The sequence below is a fragment of the Bordetella ansorpii genome, from assembly GCF_900078705.1.
In the GTDB taxonomy this organism is placed as follows: domain Bacteria; phylum Pseudomonadota; class Gammaproteobacteria; order Burkholderiales; family Burkholderiaceae_B; genus Bordetella; species Bordetella ansorpii_A.
Map to the genome: position 1 here is coordinate 333,912 of NZ_FKIF01000010.1, position 15,716 is coordinate 349,627.

22 protein-coding genes and 1 tRNA gene are annotated in these 15,716 nt (G+C 65.4%); 11 read left to right on the forward strand and 12 right to left on the reverse strand.

Annotated features, from left to right (window positions below; all coding sequences use genetic code 11):
• Window positions 1-8 precede the first annotated feature (8 nt).
• Window positions 9-85, reverse strand: a tRNA-Pro gene (locus A6745_RS25860).
• 513 nt (window positions 86-598) lie between these two features.
• Here A6745_RS25860 and A6745_RS28865 point away from each other — a divergent pair.
• From A6745_RS28865 to A6745_RS25885, 6 genes are all read left to right on the forward strand, one after another.
• Window positions 599-754: a hypothetical protein gene (locus tag A6745_RS28865; RefSeq protein ID WP_156513550.1), complete on the forward strand. Its 156-nt coding sequence runs from the start codon at window positions 599-601 to the stop codon at window positions 752-754.
• A 107-nt stretch (window positions 755-861) separates the two neighbouring features.
• Complete coding sequence (locus tag A6745_RS25865) at window positions 862-1,092, forward strand: hypothetical protein (RefSeq protein WP_066133915.1); 231 nt, start codon at window positions 862-864, stop codon at window positions 1,090-1,092.
• 204 nt (window positions 1,093-1,296) lie between these two features.
• On the forward strand, window positions 1,297-1,509 hold the full coding sequence (locus A6745_RS25870) for a hypothetical protein (protein ID WP_066133917.1): 213 nt from the start codon (window positions 1,297-1,299) through the stop codon (window positions 1,507-1,509).
• Between the two features lie 127 nt (window positions 1,510-1,636).
• On the forward strand, window positions 1,637-2,743 hold the full coding sequence (locus A6745_RS25875) for an AGE family epimerase/isomerase (protein ID WP_066133918.1): 1,107 nt from the start codon (window positions 1,637-1,639) through the stop codon (window positions 2,741-2,743).
• Between the two features lie 105 nt (window positions 2,744-2,848).
• Window positions 2,849-3,064, forward strand: a complete 216-nt coding sequence (locus A6745_RS25880; protein WP_066133921.1) for a hypothetical protein — start codon at window positions 2,849-2,851, stop codon at window positions 3,062-3,064.
• A 117-nt stretch (window positions 3,065-3,181) separates the two neighbouring features.
• A complete protein-coding gene (locus tag A6745_RS25885; RefSeq protein WP_066133924.1) occupies window positions 3,182-3,427 on the forward strand; it encodes a hypothetical protein in 246 nt (81 codons plus the stop codon).
• Between the two features lie 7 nt (window positions 3,428-3,434).
• On the opposite strand, the gene A6745_RS25890 is transcribed toward A6745_RS25885, so the two are convergent.
• The gene (locus tag A6745_RS25890) at window positions 3,435-5,240 is read right to left on the reverse strand and encodes an ABCB family ABC transporter ATP-binding protein/permease (protein WP_066133927.1); all 1,806 of its coding nucleotides are present in this window, start codon (window positions 5,238-5,240) and stop codon (window positions 3,435-3,437) included.
• Between the two features lie 214 nt (window positions 5,241-5,454).
• Here A6745_RS25890 and A6745_RS25895 point away from each other — a divergent pair, with 214 nt between their 5' ends.
• Complete coding sequence (locus tag A6745_RS25895) at window positions 5,455-6,279, forward strand: aldo/keto reductase (protein WP_066133930.1); 825 nt, start codon at window positions 5,455-5,457, stop codon at window positions 6,277-6,279.
• A gap of 101 nt (window positions 6,280-6,380) precedes the next feature.
• On the opposite strand, the gene A6745_RS25900 is transcribed toward A6745_RS25895, so the two are convergent.
• Both A6745_RS25900 and A6745_RS25905 read right to left on the reverse strand, forming a co-directional pair.
• Entirely contained in the window at window positions 6,381-6,575 is a 195-nt protein-coding gene (locus A6745_RS25900) for a hypothetical protein (RefSeq protein WP_066133933.1), read from the reverse strand.
• Entirely contained in the window at window positions 6,572-7,747 is a 1,176-nt protein-coding gene (locus A6745_RS25905) for a PepSY-associated TM helix domain-containing protein (RefSeq protein ID WP_066133936.1), read from the reverse strand. The genes A6745_RS25900 and A6745_RS25905 overlap by 4 nt, the downstream gene beginning before the upstream one ends.
• Before the next feature lie 259 nt (window positions 7,748-8,006).
• Between A6745_RS25905 and A6745_RS25910 the strand changes: the two genes are divergently transcribed.
• Window positions 8,007-9,029 (forward strand): tyrosine-type recombinase/integrase, encoded by a 1,023-nt coding sequence (locus A6745_RS25910; RefSeq protein ID WP_066133938.1) that lies wholly within the window; start codon window positions 8,007-8,009, stop codon window positions 9,027-9,029.
• Here A6745_RS25910 and A6745_RS25915 read toward each other — a convergent pair.
• Entirely contained in the window at window positions 8,989-9,780 is a 792-nt protein-coding gene (locus tag A6745_RS25915; protein WP_066133939.1) for a DNA adenine methylase, read from the reverse strand. The two genes, A6745_RS25910 and A6745_RS25915, sit on opposite strands and share 41 nt — an antisense overlap.
• Window positions 9,781-9,914: 134 nt before the next feature.
• Window positions 9,915-10,505, reverse strand: coding sequence for a phage tail assembly chaperone (locus A6745_RS25920; protein WP_066133942.1), 591 nt, complete (start codon window positions 10,503-10,505; stop codon window positions 9,915-9,917).
• A gap of 237 nt (window positions 10,506-10,742) precedes the next feature.
• On the opposite strand from A6745_RS25920, the gene A6745_RS28870 reads away from it, so the two are divergent.
• Genes A6745_RS28870 through A6745_RS25930 form a run of 3 tightly spaced genes read left to right on the forward strand, consistent with a single transcriptional unit; the run spans window position 10,743 to window position 11,551 of the window.
• A complete protein-coding gene (locus A6745_RS28870; RefSeq protein WP_156513551.1) occupies window positions 10,743-11,015 on the forward strand; it encodes a hypothetical protein in 273 nt (90 codons plus the stop codon).
• Entirely contained in the window at window positions 11,008-11,283 is a 276-nt protein-coding gene (locus A6745_RS25925; RefSeq protein ID WP_066133945.1) for a hypothetical protein, read from the forward strand. Before A6745_RS28870 ends, A6745_RS25925 begins: the two co-directional genes overlap by 8 nt.
• Entirely contained in the window at window positions 11,276-11,551 is a 276-nt protein-coding gene (locus tag A6745_RS25930; RefSeq protein ID WP_066133948.1) for a hypothetical protein, read from the forward strand. Before A6745_RS25925 ends, A6745_RS25930 begins: the two co-directional genes overlap by 8 nt.
• Before the next feature lie 4 nt (window positions 11,552-11,555).
• Here the strand turns inward: A6745_RS25930 and A6745_RS25935 are convergent, their stop codons facing one another.
• Genes A6745_RS25935 through A6745_RS25960 form a run of 6 tightly spaced genes read right to left on the reverse strand, consistent with a single transcriptional unit; the run spans window position 11,556 to window position 15,674 of the window.
• Window positions 11,556-12,359: a hyaluronate lyase N-terminal domain-containing protein gene (locus tag A6745_RS25935; RefSeq protein ID WP_066133950.1), complete on the reverse strand. Its 804-nt coding sequence runs from the start codon at window positions 12,357-12,359 to the stop codon at window positions 11,556-11,558.
• A complete protein-coding gene (locus tag A6745_RS29155) occupies window positions 12,356-13,207 on the reverse strand; it encodes a hyaluronate lyase N-terminal domain-containing protein (RefSeq protein ID WP_066133951.1) in 852 nt (283 codons plus the stop codon). The genes A6745_RS25935 and A6745_RS29155 overlap by 4 nt, the downstream gene beginning before the upstream one ends.
• Window positions 13,204-13,533, reverse strand: a complete 330-nt coding sequence (locus A6745_RS25945; RefSeq protein WP_066133952.1) for a hypothetical protein — start codon at window positions 13,531-13,533, stop codon at window positions 13,204-13,206. The genes A6745_RS29155 and A6745_RS25945 overlap by 4 nt, the downstream gene beginning before the upstream one ends.
• The gene (locus A6745_RS25950; protein WP_066133955.1) at window positions 13,521-14,144 is read right to left on the reverse strand and encodes a YmfQ family protein; all 624 of its coding nucleotides are present in this window, start codon (window positions 14,142-14,144) and stop codon (window positions 13,521-13,523) included. The genes A6745_RS25945 and A6745_RS25950 overlap by 13 nt, the downstream gene beginning before the upstream one ends.
• A complete protein-coding gene (locus A6745_RS25955; protein WP_066133956.1) occupies window positions 14,141-15,196 on the reverse strand; it encodes a baseplate J/gp47 family protein in 1,056 nt (351 codons plus the stop codon). Before A6745_RS25955 ends, A6745_RS25950 begins: the two co-directional genes overlap by 4 nt.
• Window position 15,197: 1 nt before the next feature.
• A complete protein-coding gene (locus A6745_RS25960) occupies window positions 15,198-15,674 on the reverse strand; it encodes a phage GP46 family protein (protein ID WP_066133959.1) in 477 nt (158 codons plus the stop codon).
• Between the last annotated feature and the right edge of the window lie 42 nt (window positions 15,675-15,716).

Sequence of the window (15,716 nt, forward strand, 5' to 3'; positions counted from 1 at the left end):
GGTATTGCTGGTCGGGACGGCGGGATTCGAACTCGCGACCCCTTGCACCCCATGCAAGTGCGCTACCAGGCTGCGCTACGCCCCGAAAGAAAAAGAGTATAGCGGAAGAAAAAGCTGCTTGTCAAACTGACCCGGCACTTTTTTCCAAAAATCTCAAAAATTCTTGCTTCTGGCCGTCGTGCATGGCTTCAGTCTTCCGATGCGACCCTGTTTCCGTGGCTCCAGGATGGAAACACGCCTCGCGCAATTCTTTGCCCGCTGTATCCCATATGTATCAGCCGAACCCGTGGCGTCCGCGCGCAGCCGCCCACCTCGCATCCTGCGCAAACCCTTGCCGCGCAAGGCTGCGCGGGCAATCCCGGCGCCGATCCGATGTCACTGCCCATCACCTGCCCACTTGTTGTTCCCTCAGGGAAATCCCCCTTGCGTCATGAATCCGTCAAAAAAATGGTTCTTGTAACCGAGTCCCGGAAAGCCATTCCCGCCGCCCCGGGCCGCACGTAGGATGCAGCCATGTCCCCGCAAGACGCACACTCCGGTGCAAGGGGCTCCCCAGTAACCACACGACGAGAAGGTGACGACGATGGATCCCCTGTTCATGACGTTCATTCAATTCCTCGGTTTCTGGCTGGTCTTGATGGCCGGCGTGACGATCCTGGGACCGCGCATCGCGCAACTGATACGCCAGCGCATGCTGCGTCCGGCGCCGATCCCGATCCGCCAGGGACGCCCGAGCGACCGCTCCATGTCCTGACCTCGAGCCCGCGGCGCCATTGCGGCCGCGGGCTTGTCTTTCGAGGGCGGGCCGGGGCGTGCGTGCTATTGTCGGGCTTTCCGTATCCGGCTTCTGGCAACGCACCTATGACCACCGCCCGCATCCAGCAAGGTGAATTGGCTTCCTGGCTCGGCGCCATCTCCGCGGCGGACACCGCCGAGACCCGCGCCGCCGTGGCTCGGGACATCCCGCGGCATGTCGCCGACGCCTTGCAGATCCTGCGGTGCATCGAGCCGGTCGAGGGCGGGTATGGCCTGACGGACAAAGGCCGGCTGTCGCTGCGCATGGCGGATCCGGCCGCCATCCATCTGCGGTAAGCGCCAGGCACGGCCCGCGAGCCATCGCGGTTTGTCGCGCGGAATCCACTGAAATGGGCCTGTAGCCATTTTGTCATCGCATGATGAACTCCAAGGCACCAGCCTTGTCTTATCCTGACAAAAGCGGGGTGTACGCTGCCCGCTGACGTCGCGTGGAACGAGTCACGCGTCTCTTTCTTATAAGCAACCGACTGGGAGGGCGCCATGCAGCATCATGACCAGGAAGTTCTGATCGACGTTTCCACCGCCGCCATGGACACTGGCGGCTACGGCGTACTGTTGACCGTCACGGCCGAAGGCGGCACCGAAGTCGACGCCGCGTTTTCCTATCTCGGGGCCTGCGCATCCCTGGACGAGGCGCGAGAGCGCGCCGAATCCTTTGCGATGGATTGGCTGCAGGAAAACGTCTATCGATGACGCTGCGCCGCTAGCCGCGTGCCGTTGGCTGCGGCGTTTCGGGTTATCGTTGCGCCAGCCGCTCGCCGGCCGGACCGTCATGCGGTCAGGCCGGCGGCGTGCGGGTTCTCCGTATTCCGACGATTTCATGCCTCACGCCCTGGCCGACACCGTACACGCACTGCGCCGACATCTCGATGACGTGGTCCTGCCGCAATGGCGGCAAGCGGGCTTCAATGCCGTGCTGGGGTTGCCGCACGAGGCGATCTCCCAGGAGGGCGTGCCGCTGCCCGATGAACGCTATCGTGCGATGGCGTGCGCACGCCAGCTCTATGTGCATGCCCGCGCGCCGGGGCAGGCCGCCGCCGCGCATGCCACGTTGCTGTTCGACGGCCTGCTGCGCCATTTCCACGATACGGCGTCGGGCAACTGGCGTTTCAGCGTGGATGCCGAGGCGCGCCCGCTCGATACCACCCAAGACCTCTACACCTACGCGTTCGTGATCTTCGCCAGTGCCGTGTATTTCGGGCGCACGCGCGATCCGCGCGCGCGCAAGGCCATGCTGTCCACGACGCAAGCGGTGGAAGCGCGCTTTCGCCGGCCCGACGGAGGCTACGATGCCGCGCTGAGCGCCGCTGGCGTGGCCCTGCGCGGCCCGGAACAGAATCCCGTCATGCACCTGACCGAGGCCTATCTGGCCGCGGCGCGCGTGGCCGAGCCGGCCTGGTTCGCGCAGAAGCTGCGCGACATCGCCGACGACGTCGCGGGCCGGCATCTGGACGCGCGCACCCAGTGCATCGCCGAGCTGCCGCTGGGCACGGCGGGCAATCGCATCGAGCCCGGCCACCAGTTCGAATGGATGGCCCTGCTGCAGTCCGCGCCGCAGGTCTATGACGGCCTGAGCCTGACGCTGGCCATGCCGCGCGGCAGCCTGTGGGCGCGCGGGCAGGGGGTCGACGGGTCGACGGCGGGGGTATGCGCCGCGCTGGATCCGGCGGGCCAGGTGCGCGATCCCCTGCAGCGTATCTGGGCGCAGACCGAATACGCCCGCTATCTGGCGCTGGTGGGAGACTATCCGGCGCTTGCCGGGCAGTTGGCGCAGTTCCGCGCCCGTTTTCTGCACGACACCGGCTGGCGCGAAGTGCTGCGGCCCGATGGGGAATTGGCGCGCGCCGATATGCCCGCGACGACGCCATATCACCTTTCGACGTGTTACGAGGCACTGGAAAACGTGCTTGAAACTCTTGCGAAATAAGTCACTTCTCATAGGGAAGTGACGCATTCGTACCACGGCAGGGCGTTCGGATTTGACGAAACCCCTTACAATTCGTTGGTTACACGCAATTGTCGGGGGAAAGTCATGAGTGTCATGTGTCCAGCGTGCCGGTCCATCACTGCCGGCCTGTCCGGCGTCTCGCCGCATGGCGAACTGGGTTATCAGGGGTTCACCAGCCCCACGCAGCAAGGCCGCGAGAACAACCGCGTGGAGCACTTCCGTTGCGTGCGTTGCGAATCCAAGTGGCTGCGCGAGACCGATCGGTGGGGGTTCGACATGGGTTTTCGTCTGGCCCCCTGAACCCGCTGCTCGATGGCGCCGGCAAGGGATGGCGCATTAACCCTCTTAAGCCTGTGGGTTTTCCCGCCGTTATCGGCTTGTTGCGCCCTTGCATGGCGCGCAAGATGGGATACCAGCATGTCATCGAAAGTGCTTGATGGTTTCAACGTGGTGGCCTACGCCACGCACCCCCAAGGTGGCATTCCCGCCCGGGCGTTCATCGAAACCAGGGCGGTAGCGGGCGAGGCAGACGCCCAGGTGTTCGAGATATTCACGTCGCGCCGTTTCCGGAACACGATCGAAGCGATGTCCGCGGCGCGCAATGCGCTGGCGGCGGTTCGGTCGGTCGACCCCGACGGCCTGCCCGACCCCTTGCCGCAGTAGCTGCGTTTCAGGCGTCGTCCGCCACGCGCGACGACTCCTGCTGGCGTGCCCACAATCCCGCATAGACGCCGCCCTGCGCCAGCAGGTCGTGGTGCCTGCCGCGTTCGACGATGCGCCCGTCGCCCATGACCAGGATCTCGTCGGCATCGGCGATGGTGGACAGGCGGTGGGCGATGATCAGCGTGGTTCGGCCTCTGCTGACTTCGCGCAGGTTGGCCTGGATCTCGCGCTCGGTGTGGGTGTCCAGGGCGCTGGTCGCCTCGTCGAACAGGAAGATCGCCGGGTTCTTCAGGATGGTGCGGGCAATGGCCACGCGCTGTTTTTCGCCGCCCGACAGCTTCAGGCCGCGTTCGCCCACCACCGTGCGGTAGCCGTCCGGCATGGACAGGATGTGCGCGTGGATGTGCGCCAGGCGCGCGGCCTCCTCGATGTCCGCGTCGGTGGCGCCGGGACGGCCATAGCCGATGTTGTAGTGGATGGTGTCGTTGAACAGCACGGTGTCCTGCGGCACCACGCCGATGGCCGCGCGCACGCTGGACTGCGTGACCTGGCGGATGTCCTGGCCATCGATCAGGATGGCGCCCGAGTCCACGTCGTAGAAGCGGAACACCAGGCGCGCCAGCGTGGATTTGCCCGCGCCGGAGGCGCCCACCACGGCCACGGTCCTGCCGGCCGGCACGCTGAAGCTGACGCCCTTCAGGATGGGACGGCGCGGGTCGTAGCCGAAATGCACGTCGCGGAACTCCAGCGCGGCGCCGTCCGCCTTCAGGGGCCGCGCGCCGGGGGCATCGGCCACTTCACGCTGTTGGCCCAGCAGCGTGAACATGCTTTCCATGTCGACCAGCGCCTGCTTGATCTCCCGGTAGATGAAGCCGAAGAAGTTCAGCGGCTGGTACAGCTGCAGCAGGTAGGTATTGACCAGCACGAAGTCGCCCAGCGTGTGCCGGCCATCGGCGATGCCCTGGGCGGCCATCGCCATCACCACGGTCAGGCCGATCGAGATGATGAGCGCCTGGCCGACGTTCAGGATGGACAGGCTGACCTGGCTGCGCACGGCGGCGCGTTCGTAGCGCTGCAGCGAGGCGTCGAAGCGGGCGGCTTCGTGGGCTTCGTTGCCGAAGTACTTCACGGTCTCGTAGTTCAGCAGGCTCTCGATGGCCTTGGTGTTGGCCTCGGAGTCGGTGTCGTTCATCTGGCGGCGGAACTTGGTGCGCCATTCGGTCACCGCCAGCGTGTAGGCCAGGTACAGCGTGACCGTGCCGGCGGTCGCCAGGGCCAGCCAGATGTCGAACATGCGCCACAGGATCACGCAGACCAGCGCGATCTGGAAAAAAGTGGGCAGGATGCTGAACAGGAGGTAGGACAGCAGCGTCTGGATGCCCTTGGTGCCGCGTTCGATGGCGCGCGTCAGGCCGCCCGTCTGGCGCGCCAGGTGAAAGCGCAGCGCCAGCGCATGCAGGTGCTGGAAAACCTGCAGCGCCACCGCACGGATGGCGTGCTGGCCGACCTTGGCGAAGATGGCATCGCGCAATTCGGAGAACAGCAGGGACAGCACCCGGGCCGCGCCATAGCCCAGGATGATGCCCAGCGGCACCGTGACCAGCCCGTTGGGCTGCGGCCCGCCCAGGTGGTCGACCGCGTGCTTGTACAGGATGGGCACGTAGACCTGGGCGATCTGCGCGGCCAGCAGGGCGAGCACGGCCGCCACGACGCGCCAGCGCAGGTCTTTGCGGCCCTTGGGCCACAGATAGGGCAGCAGGGGTTTCAGGGTGGCGAGGCGGCCCTGCGGGGCGGGATTGTCGGATTTGCTCATGACTGTTTCAAGGGGCGTGACAAGCCCGTGAGGCCGATGCGGCACGCATTATGCTATACAGGCCTGTCATCCTGCCGGATAGCGCCATCATGCGATGACGCCGTCCCGCATGGCATTCATCAGACTCTCGCGCAGAACGTCCGGGCCGGCAATAAGCGCTCTTGCGGCCCTGGCGCCGTTCTTGGTGCGGCAACACGATTTTCAGGGAGGTTGTATGGCGCAAGTCCCCGTATTCAAGTTGAACGATGGCAATGCGATGCCCCAGTTGGGGTTCGGCGTCTGGCAGGTTCCGAACGACCAGGCCAGCGCGGCTGTCCAGGAGGCCCTGGCGGCGGGCTACCGCTCGATCGACACCGCGGCCATCTACGGCAACGAACCGGGCGTGGGCGAGGGGCTGCGCGCGGCGCGCGTGGGCCGCAAAGACCTGTTCGTCACCACCAAGCTGTGGAACGACAAGCACGGCTACGACGATGCCCAGCGCGCGATGGACGAAAGCCTGCAGAAGCTCGGCCTGGCTTACGTCGACTTGTACCTGATCCACTGGCCCGTGGCCGGCAGCGACCGTTTCGTCGATGCCTGGCGCGCCATGGTGGCCATGAAGGAAGACGGGCGTGCGCGTTCGATCGGCGTATCCAATTTCACGCAGGCGGCTCTGCAACGCCTGATCGACGAAACCGGCGTGGTGCCCGCCGTGAACCAGATCGAGCTGCATCCTGGCTTCACCCAGCGCGAACTGCGCGCCTTCCATGCCGAACACGGCATCGCCACCGAGTCCTGGAGCCCGCTGGGCCAGGGCGGCGCGCTGCACGACGAGACCATCGCCGGCATCGCCCGCAAGCATGGCAAGACGCCCGCCCAGGTCACGCTGCGATGGCACATCCAGAACGGCCTGATCGCGATTCCCAAGTCGGTGACGCCGGAACGCATCCGCGCCAATCTCGACGTCTTCGGTTTCGAGCTGTCGGCCGACGAGATGGCCGCCATCGACGGCATTCCGGACAGCGGCCGCCTTGGGCCGGATCCGGAAAGCTTCAAGTAAGAGGCACCGGGCCCCAAAGACATCGCCGCCCACGAGACCGCGCAGAGCGGCCCCGTGGGCGGCGATGTGTTCTTTAAGGCTCGCCGGGCGGTAGGACGGGCCTATCCGCGTTCGCGGCGCACCGGACGCAGCCAGTAGCGGGCGATCACCACCAGCAGCCAGGCCAGCGACAGCCACGAGGCCCAGTGCCAGATGCCGGTGCCCAGCAGGGCGGCCAGCAGGCCGAAGGTGCTGAGTATGCCCAACAGGATGGGCATGCCCCACACGAACATGAAATGCGAGCGCGTGGCGGTCATGCGGGGCTCCGTTGCGGTTGCGCGGCGGCCTGGTGGCGGCGCACCAGTTCGGCCACGCGGGCATCGGTGGCCTTGCGGCGGGCCAGCCACAGGTACAGGCCGCTGCCCAGCACCACGATGGTGATCAGGTCGAGCAGGGCCCAGAGGATCTTCAGGGGCATGCCGGCGTAGTCGCCGAAGTGCAGCGGACGGGAGAGCTCCAGCGCGGTCAGGTACCAGGGCATCTGCGCGACCTTGGTCAGGTCGCCGGTGACGGCGTCGACCAGGACCGGGGTGTTCAACTTGGACGTGAGCGGCGTGCTGCCGCGCAGCCACACCAGGTAATGATGCGGGCTGCCGTAGGCGTTGCCGGGGAACACGACGCTGGTCAGCTCGCGGCCGGGAACGGCCTTCAGGGCCGTGTCGGCGGCGGCCTGCGGCGAGGCCAGGTCGGTCGGCACCGGCTTGCCCTGGTAGGGCTCGAGCAGCGGCGGCAGTTCGGATGACTGCCACAGCGCGAACATGGGCGTGGACAGTTCGTTGATGACGCCCGTGACGCCCACCACCATGCCCCATACCAGCGTGACGATGCCCAGCAGATTGTGCAGGTCCAGCCACTTGATGCGGTTGGAGCGGTCGGCGCGCACGGTGCCGAAGTCCAGTTTCTTCATGAAGGGGCCGTACAGCACGACGCCCGACACGATGGCCACGACGAACAGCAGGCCCATGAAACCCAGGAACAGTTCACCGGCCAGGCCCGCGTACAGGTCGGTGTGCAGCGCCAGCATGATGCCCATGAAGCTGAACTTGTCCTCGGCATACAGCGGACCGTCTTCCAGCACGTCGGCGGTGCGGGCGTCCAACTGGACGGCATGGCCCTGGGCGACGCCGTCGCCCAGCTTGGGCGTCATGCCGACGTAGACTTTCGGATCGTGGTCGTCCATGTAGACGTAGTCCACGAACTCCTTGGGATACAAGGACTTGGCGCGGGCGACGTAGCTGTCGACGGACGCGTTCGGCGTGCCGGCGGGCAGTTCCGCGACGGGCTTGCCGTCGCTGAGCAGGTCTTCGATCTCGTGGTGGAAGACCAGCGGCAAGCCGGTGATACAGATGATCAGCAGGAAGAGGGTGCAGACCAGGCTGGTCCACTTGTGGACCAGATACCAGGTCTTGATCTTGGAGGCGGTGCTCATGAGGCGGCCTTGCAGGCGAGGGGCGCGAAAAATAGCAAGAATAATAGTTATTCTCAGCCCGGCACGCAAATGCTGACGGAAAGCTGATCGTGCTTTTCGTCAGAGGGCTTCCGGCCTGCCTTCCAGGCTGCTGTGCAAGCCCTACAGCGGTTGCTGAAGCGGCGCGCGATATTTGCGGTACGCGGCGTGAGATAAATGGCCCTGATTTGGGTTTCATTAGAAGAAACGAAATTACAAAACGATAAACCTGCGGCTTTTTATGAGCCGCTGGATACATCGCCCGCAAACCCTTACCCCGACCCTCTCCGACGCCCTCGAGCGCTACCAGGCTGAGATATCTCCTAGAAAAAAAGGCGCAGCCACAGACGCGTCGATTGCGAAACGCTGGCTGGCCACACGGCTGGCCACCCGCCGCCTCAGCTCCATCACGGACACAGAGATCAGCAGCATCGCTGCCGAGTGGCTCCAGACCCTGGCGCCTGCGACGGTGGTTCGTCGCCTGGCACTGCTCTCCCATCTCTATACGGTGGCCAGGAAGACCTGGAAACACCGTCAACTCGCCAACCCGGTCCAGTTCGTCGACCGTCCTGCGGTCAACAATGCCCGCGAGCGCCGGCTCTACGACAACATCAGGCTGCGCGGCGTCCCGGCTGCGGAATGCCCCCGCAGCGAGATCGAGTGGCTGATCCGGGCGACTAGGTCGGCCGAGTTACCCACCATCATGGTGCTGGCCGCAGAGTCCGGCATGCGACGCTCGGAGCTGGTGGTCGCAGCGCGGCGGGAGCGGATCGACCTGACCCATGGCGTCGTGCACCTGGATGACACCAAGAACGGGGAGCGGCGCGCCGTTCCGTTAACTCCCTGGGCGCTGGCCTGGCTCAAGCTGTACTTAGTGGGCAAGCCGTCCAGGGGGCGCATCTTCTCGATTTCCCCCTCGGCTGCCACCCGCGCCTTCGCCCGCGCACGTGATCGAGCCAGGCGCCAGTATGAAGCTCTATGCAGGCGCTATGGCCGCGCGCCGCGACCGGAGTACTTCGTCGACCTCCGGCTGCATGATCTGCGACACGAAGCCACGACCAGGCTGGCCGAGGTCTACGACATGCACAAGCTCGCCAAAGTGACGGGGCACAGGGACACGCGCATGCTGCTGCGCTACTACCATCCCTCTGGCCGAGACCTGGCCAGAGAGCTGGCGCGCAGCGACCTCGGCCGCCGGCAGCGCGCCCAGTTGTCGGCCGGCATCACACCAGCCCTGCTGGCTCAGCGTGCACATTCCAGCTGAAGATCACCAGCTCGCGGCGCGGTGCACCGGCGCCCGCGCCCACGGTGTAGACGATGTCGGTCGACTCGATTGGGTAGGCGCTGAACAGCTTTCGAATGGCCGGATGATCATTGAGGGTGACGATGGCTTTCCCCTTCAGCTGGCCCAGCACGGCCGCGAGCAGCTCGTATTGATCCCAGCCGAACTGGACTCCATACCCCTCGGTCTCCCAATACGGCGGGTCCATGAAAAAGAACGTATGCACCCGGTCATAGCGCCGGATGCACTCGTTCCACGGCAAGTTTTCTATATAGGCGCTGGCCAGCCTGAGATGGGCGGCCGACAGGTTCTCCTCGATGCGCAGGAGATTCAACCCAGGTGGTGCGGTGGTGGCCGTGCCATAGGTCTGCCCGTCAACGCGGCCTCCGAACGCACTGTGCTGCAGGTAAAAGAACCGGGCGGCGCGCTGGATGTCCGTCAGCGTCTGAGACGGCGTCTCCTTGAGCCACTCGAACACCTGACGGCTCGACAACGCCCATTTGAACTGCCGGACGAATTCCTCCAAGTGACACTTGACCACCCGGTAGAGATTCACCAGTTCGCCGTTGACATCATTCAGCACCTCGGCATCGGCCGGCACCGGCCGCAGAAAGAACATCGCGGCGCCGCCGGCAAACGGCTCGACGTAGCACTGGTGAGGGGGGAAGTACGGGAGAAGCCGGTCGGCCAGGCGGCGCTTGCCGCCGAGCCAGGGGATGATTGGTGATGCCATTTTGTAAATAGGTTTCAAAATGGTAGCCTTGGCGCGCCTGTGCACAGGTGACGCGGCCCTGGCCACGCCCGCAGCTTGTCCTGCTGGTGCGGGACGTGTTCGATGCTCCAACATCGAACACGTCGCCGCGTCTTTTATTCGACCGCTGCAGGTTTTTCGGGCCACGTCACGCTGGTGGGGAAGCCAACCTGCTCCGGGACGTCGCGCAGTGCCTGCAGGTAGTCCAGCACCGTCTGAGGCAACGGAACGGCCGTTGTGACAGAGCGCAGCACCAGGCCGTTGGTAGCGTTCAGCAGTTCGTCGCGCCTCGCACGGACGGCCCTTGCCTGTGCCGCCAGCTCCGCTGCCTGATCGAGCACCCAGGCCATCGTGCTGGCGTCCCAGCGGTGATTCTCCGTCGGCCGCGGTTGTGCCGTCAGCCACTCGGGCAACGGGCCGGTGCCAGGGTACATCTGCCCGTCGACTTCTTCGGCGAGGTCGTAGGGCCGACCGTCCGAGGTCACGAACAGCGGGACAGTACGATAGTCGGCCTCGACCAGCCACTGCCCGGTTCCAGCATTACCGAACGTCGGTTCGTAATCCGGGATGGACGTGTCCCAACGAGCAATCTGCCCCTCCGGCAGGTTGGGCGGCTCGTCCTGCACGCACATGCCCGGCCGCGGACCTTCGCAGGGCCATGCATGCAAGAGCAACCCGCGCGCGTCGACTTGATACACCATTTCCATACACACTCTCCTGTTGTGGGATTGACACTGCAAATGCGAGATCGCTGGGGTCGCGCCAGGCAGATCAGTTCCGCGAGCATCGCCACTCGCTGAACGTATCCGGCCAGGTAGCCATAACAGCCCAGGCCGGCTCGGGCTTCTCGGCGCTGGGGCTGCAGTTCCAGGACGCGGGGTTCGTCGTGCCGAACGGCGGCTCGGAGACTCGCTCGGTTAACACGGCGTACTGCCCGCGGATCCATGTCTGACCTCGCCACTGCAAATGCGCGCGTCCTGGGCAGCCGGCAGGCTGAGGCTACTGGCCCGCTAGCGCTGAGAACATATGCGGCCGCTGAAACCGGGTCCAATCTGTCGGTGCTGCGCACCTCCGCGCTGGGGTCGGCCAGCCTCACCACCAACACCGGCACTGCCGTGAGCAACGGCAGCAACCTGTATCTCGGATTGGCCACCGGCGGTAGCGGTGCTGAGCTGCGGCCGGTAAATACTGCCTACTACCCGAGAATCCATGCCTGATGACCTCGCCACTGCAAATGCGCGCACCCTGGGCAGCCGGCAATCGGCCGCCACAGGCCCCGTCGACGTCACGGTCTGGACGGCCAACCGTTTCGGCGGGACGCTGAGCGTGCTGTCGCCTCCGCGCCTGGGCGCGGCCGGCCTCATCGAATCCACCGGCAACGCCCTCAGCTACGGGACCGACCTGTACGTCGGGCGTGGTGTCGGAGGGGCGGGTGCCGAACTCCGTCCAAACAACGTTGCCTACCATCCGCGCCTCCATGTGTGACCTCGCCACTGCAAATGCGCGCGTCCTGGGCAGCTACCAGCCCGACGCCCAGCAACGCATCACGGGCGGTCCCGGCACCATGCCGTATGCAGGCGCTCAAACCGGCCCGTTCGTGGTGAGCGCCCGATATGGCTCTGGCATCTCGTTCGCGGGCAGCACCGTGGACACCAACTACGGCGCTATGGCGTTCGACAATGCCCGGACCGCCCGCACCTCGTCCGAAAACCGATCTACCAACGTTGCGTTCGCGCCAAGGATCCATGTGTGAATGCCTATACATGGATTCGGGGCGCATATGCAGCGTTCAAGCTACGGGTCTCCGAAGACGACCTGGCCGTGAACGCGCTGTCGAAGGTGATCGACGACGAACCGCCAACGGTTCCGCTGTTCCCGACCGGTACTGTGTTGAACGGACTGTCGGAAAAAACGCCGCTGGCGCTCTGCGACGTGGCTGTCCGGCCGACCCAGCCCAGGCCACCATTGAGCCGCTGCATGGCATCCGACTGCCGGGACCCGAGGGTCCTGGCATTTGCAGTGTCAGCGTCAGTACCGTATGCGCGGTCGAACATATTGCGCATGTCCGGCACGCGGATCTGGCCACCCGACCTGGCGAAGTTGTAGGCTCCGACGACATAACTGGCGGCTGCGACCAGGAGGCCGTTCTCCTGCGCCCAGGCCAGCAAGTGCTTTCCGGGATAGGTGGTTTCGTTGAGCCAGGCACCTTCGGCGGCGATCTGCCACGGGCGCGCGGTGCGCGACCATCCGTGTTCGTACTCGCCCAACTTGGCCGATCGGTAGCCGCCCGTCCAGTACGTACCCAGCGGCACCCACACCCAGACGTCCTGGGCTTCGATGACCCACACGGGGCCGACATCAGCCGTCAGCGCCGTCACCGTCGCCATGCTCATCACCGGCATGGTGCGATCCACGCGAGCCAGCTCGAAGCCCCTCGGCGTCTGGCCGTCGTGAACGTGAAGGGTCCCGCGGGTCGTGTTGACCGTCACCTCGCGGACCTTGCCGGTAAACGTTTCATGCTCGCCGGCCGTGCCGCCGCGCAGTTGCAGAGGGGTACTCACGTCAGGTCTCCCAAATCCAGGTTGCCCAGGTCGTCAATGGTGACCGAGCTCTTCGTTGCCAGCGAACCCAATCCGAGCGCGGTGCGAGCGCCTGCCGCGGTGGTGCTACCGGTGCCGCCACTTGAGATCGGAAGCGCGCCCGTGACGCCGAACGTAATGTTCGCCGTACCATCGAATGACGTGGCGGCCGTTGAGGCCAGGTTGACCTGGAATGATCGAGGCGTGGTCAACTTCACGGCGGCGAGCGCGTTCCCGCCGGAGTCGAAACGGGCCACCAGCCACTTCAGCGCGTTCCGGGTAACCTGCAGCAGACTGGCCACGGAAGTGGACGTTCCTGCCGCAGGCAGAGTACTCGCCGCCGCAGCGTCGGCCAGGGTGTAGTTCGCAGCGGCCAAGCCGGCGGCGGCGATACGCGCGTCCACCCGTGCATTCGTGTAGTACAGGTTGGCCGCACCCTCGACAACGTCGTCCGTCGTCCCAGGCGAGGCGACCAGCTCCACATAGGTGGAGCCCGACCAGCGGTACTGTCGACTGGTGTCCAGCGCCACAAATATCTTGCCCGTCTCGCCAGGTGTGGGAAATCCTGCCCTGTTCGCGTACTCGAGCACGTCGTCGACGTATGACGGCAGGTTGGCCGCCGGTACCTTTTGATCCGCGCCCAGAGGGGCAACGCCACCGGCAACGCCGACCTGGCTGAACCCGACCATCGGCAGGCCGCCCGGCGTGACGCCGTCGTGGACGACGACGACCTTCTTAGTGATGTCCACCGTGAGTTCGCGCTGCGCCCCTACAAAGGTGGCGTGTTGAGCGGTCGTACCGCCCCGGAATTGAAGTGTTTTCCCGCTCATGAGAGGTTCCCAAGGTCAAGATGATCGAAACCGTCGTCGTCGCCAGGCGTCGGGTCGGTAATGCTGCCGAAATCGAAAACCTGATGTGCGCGGACCCCGCGCTTGGCCAGCTCCTGTATCGCAGCCAGCAACTGCCCGTTGTTGGTGGCGTCCAGGGTCAAGCCGGCTGCCTCGATGACCGTGGCTATTTCCTCCTGGACGGCATCGAACCACTCAGCCTCCAGATCGGTCGCCGGGAGCCCTGCAACGAGGTCTCCGTTGGTGAACCCGTCACGACCTGCACCGAACTTGTTCTGCAGCCGTGTGGGAGTAGCTATTCGTCGCATAGCGTGCCTATAGAAAGTAAGCCGGAAGAGTCCTCGTAACCAACGAGCGCAATGGTGTGCGCCGGCCGATAGCGCGACAGCAAGCAGAGCAGCCCGGGATCCCCCCACACGCGCAGTGGAGCCGTACACGCCGTGGTAGCGGTGGCCGATACGGCTTCGGTAGCAGCCCCGGTATTTACCCGCCAGGCGTAGCGCCACCCGCCCTGGTTGATTGCGGCTGTGCAGCGACTGGTCGCCCGGAACGGGACAAACTCCTGGATCCGAGCGTCGGGGTACCCCAATGTGACCGCCATCTGCCGGAAGTACTCCGGCCGAGCGTCGCCGAGCATCAGCCGACGGGTGTTGACCCGCAGGCGCCGCTGGTCTTTGCTGACCTGCTCATTGAGGCATCCGCACTCGTCGGGAAACAGCCGTTCCCAATCTTCAAGAAGTTCATCGGCCTGCAGCGGGTCGAACTGAGCCACCAAGGACAGCGCCCTCTGCTCGACGCCCCTCATGGCAGCGCCGCACGCCTCAAGGACTCGCGCCAGCACACCGTCGGCGGCGCGGTTGATCGCTGAACTCGGGGGCAGCAGCGCTAGCAGCGCCTCGCGCCAGGCGCCCACACTCATGGGGTCCACTGGACACCTCCGAACGTTGCCAGCTCGCTGGCCAGGCAGACCACATTGCCTGCGGGTGATACCAAACGATGATCAGTCTCGCCGGCGGCGATCGATATCGCCTCGGACATATGACTGCGCAACAGCGTTCCACCCGGCACAGCGTCGCGAACGTGCATGTCCTGCAGCTCGGCGATGACGGCGGCGCGCACCTCCGGCGTGTCCGGACGCAGCCCGGCAATCACATAGATAATGGGCTTGGCCACGACCGCCAGTACGTAGAGCTCGGCGGTGACCGGCCGCACGGTTTCGATGTGCGCCTGAACAGCCTCGATCTCCCCCGCATCGGGAATGGGATCGTCGTCGTCATCGCGGACAAAGCGAACTACGACTGTTCCAGGCCCCATGCCTGCGGGCGTACACCAGGCCCGGGTGACACCCGGAACCTGTTTTGCCCACGCCACATAATCGTCAGCGCTGCCACCGTGCGGAGGGCGGCGGATGCGTTCCAGGATCCGAGCCCGGAACGGTTCAGGGCTCTCGACGTCGGCACCTCCAGAGATTGCCGTCGATGCCACGGCCACGCTGTTGATGCCGGCCACGGGGCTGACGAGGGTGAACTGGGCGCCCGGCGCGGTGTTGCCGGCCTGCCCAGGCTCTTCGGCGGTGATCCTGGCGACCGCTGTGCCGCCGGCCACAATGACCCCGACGTCGACGGTGTATCGCGCGCCGTCCGCGCGCTGGAGCACGCTGCCGGCCGGCAGCGCAGCGCCGTCAGCCCCCTCGATGGGCAGCGGCCCCGTCGCCGCTGCGGCAGGGGTCCGCGTGACACCCCAGCGCGCGCCGTGCGTATCGAGATATTCAGCATCGCACTGGTCGGGCCACGCCCGCTTCAGCAGTATTTCAACGTACTTGTACAGGGCATCGAGACCACCGGACAGCACGCGCACCACGACGCCCACCAGGCTGCGCCGGGCTCGCGCGAGAACGCCCGGCAAGCGGCTTTCCATTTCGGATGCCGTCTGGTCGATCAGTTCAGGGAGAGTGGGACGGTTGAATGCCATTTCACGCCTCGCCGAACGATTCCCCGGCCAGGCGCCACGCTTGCGTCTCGCCATTCCACTCGAATCGGTAGCGCCGGTCCACGCCATTGACGCGCAGGGTGACGTAGATCACCAGCCAGCCCATCCGCGGGACGAATGCGCTCACGCTGACGGCGCTGGCCAGGCCGTCAGCGACCATCCATGCGAGCGCCTCCTGGGCATAGTCGCGGGCTCGCTGAACCACGGATGGCAGCTGCTTTTCCCTCGCCAGCAACCACCATCGGCAGCCGAACCGGTCACCCGGCGGCGTGGCGTAGGCATCGGCCCACCAGCCGCGTCGATCCTCTCCAGGCCCCACCTCATGCTCCTGTGCCATGCGGTCGGTGCACAGGCTCAGCAACACAGCCGTTTTCAGCGTGTCGTCGCCAGCGAAATCGGCCCCGTCCAGGCTCATGTCGAGCAGGCCGGTTTCAGGGTCGAGGGAGAGTGCGCAGTCCATGCCCGCAATCCTCGCGGATCACGGAGGAACCCTCTATTAAAC

What these genes read in the sequence shown, in the direction of transcription:
- A6745_RS28865 (WP_156513550.1), top strand. Translation starts at nt 599, where the DNA reads ATGACGTTCATTCAATTCCTCGGTTTCTGGCTGGTCTTGATGGCCGGC.
- A6745_RS25865 (WP_066133915.1), top strand. Translation starts at nt 862, where the DNA reads ATGACCACCGCCCGCATCCAGCAAGGTGAATTGGCTTCCTGGCTCGGC.
- A6745_RS25870 (WP_066133917.1), top strand. Translation starts at nt 1,297, where the DNA reads ATGCAGCATCATGACCAGGAAGTTCTGATCGACGTTTCCACCGCCGCC.
- A6745_RS25875 (WP_066133918.1), top strand. Translation starts at nt 1,637, where the DNA reads ATGCCTCACGCCCTGGCCGACACCGTACACGCACTGCGCCGACATCTC.
- A6745_RS25880 (WP_066133921.1), top strand. Translation starts at nt 2,849, where the DNA reads ATGAGTGTCATGTGTCCAGCGTGCCGGTCCATCACTGCCGGCCTGTCC.
- A6745_RS25885 (WP_066133924.1), top strand. Translation starts at nt 3,182, where the DNA reads ATGTCATCGAAAGTGCTTGATGGTTTCAACGTGGTGGCCTACGCCACG.
- A6745_RS25890 (WP_066133927.1), bottom strand. Translation starts at nt 5,240, where the DNA reads ATGAGCAAATCCGACAATCCCGCCCCGCAGGGCCGCCTCGCCACCCTG.
- A6745_RS25895 (WP_066133930.1), top strand. Translation starts at nt 5,455, where the DNA reads ATGGCGCAAGTCCCCGTATTCAAGTTGAACGATGGCAATGCGATGCCC.
- A6745_RS25900 (WP_066133933.1), bottom strand. Translation starts at nt 6,575, where the DNA reads ATGACCGCCACGCGCTCGCATTTCATGTTCGTGTGGGGCATGCCCATC.
- A6745_RS25905 (WP_066133936.1), bottom strand. Translation starts at nt 7,747, where the DNA reads ATGAGCACCGCCTCCAAGATCAAGACCTGGTATCTGGTCCACAAGTGG.
- A6745_RS25910 (WP_066133938.1), top strand. Translation starts at nt 8,007, where the DNA reads ATGAGCCGCTGGATACATCGCCCGCAAACCCTTACCCCGACCCTCTCC.
- A6745_RS25915 (WP_066133939.1), bottom strand. Translation starts at nt 9,780, where the DNA reads ATGGCATCACCAATCATCCCCTGGCTCGGCGGCAAGCGCCGCCTGGCC.
- A6745_RS25920 (WP_066133942.1), bottom strand. Translation starts at nt 10,505, where the DNA reads ATGGAAATGGTGTATCAAGTCGACGCGCGCGGGTTGCTCTTGCATGCA.
- A6745_RS28870 (WP_156513551.1), top strand. Translation starts at nt 10,743, where the DNA reads ATGTCTGACCTCGCCACTGCAAATGCGCGCGTCCTGGGCAGCCGGCAG.
- A6745_RS25925 (WP_066133945.1), top strand. Translation starts at nt 11,008, where the DNA reads ATGCCTGATGACCTCGCCACTGCAAATGCGCGCACCCTGGGCAGCCGG.
- A6745_RS25930 (WP_066133948.1), top strand. Translation starts at nt 11,276, where the DNA reads ATGTGTGACCTCGCCACTGCAAATGCGCGCGTCCTGGGCAGCTACCAG.
- A6745_RS29155 (WP_066133951.1), bottom strand. Translation starts at nt 13,207, where the DNA reads ATGAGCGGGAAAACACTTCAATTCCGGGGCGGTACGACCGCTCAACAC.
- A6745_RS25945 (WP_066133952.1), bottom strand. Translation starts at nt 13,533, where the DNA reads ATGCGACGAATAGCTACTCCCACACGGCTGCAGAACAAGTTCGGTGCA.
- A6745_RS25950 (WP_066133955.1), bottom strand. Translation starts at nt 14,144, where the DNA reads ATGAGTGTGGGCGCCTGGCGCGAGGCGCTGCTAGCGCTGCTGCCCCCG.
- A6745_RS25955 (WP_066133956.1), bottom strand. Translation starts at nt 15,196, where the DNA reads ATGGCATTCAACCGTCCCACTCTCCCTGAACTGATCGACCAGACGGCA.
- A6745_RS25960 (WP_066133959.1), bottom strand. Translation starts at nt 15,674, where the DNA reads ATGGACTGCGCACTCTCCCTCGACCCTGAAACCGGCCTGCTCGACATG.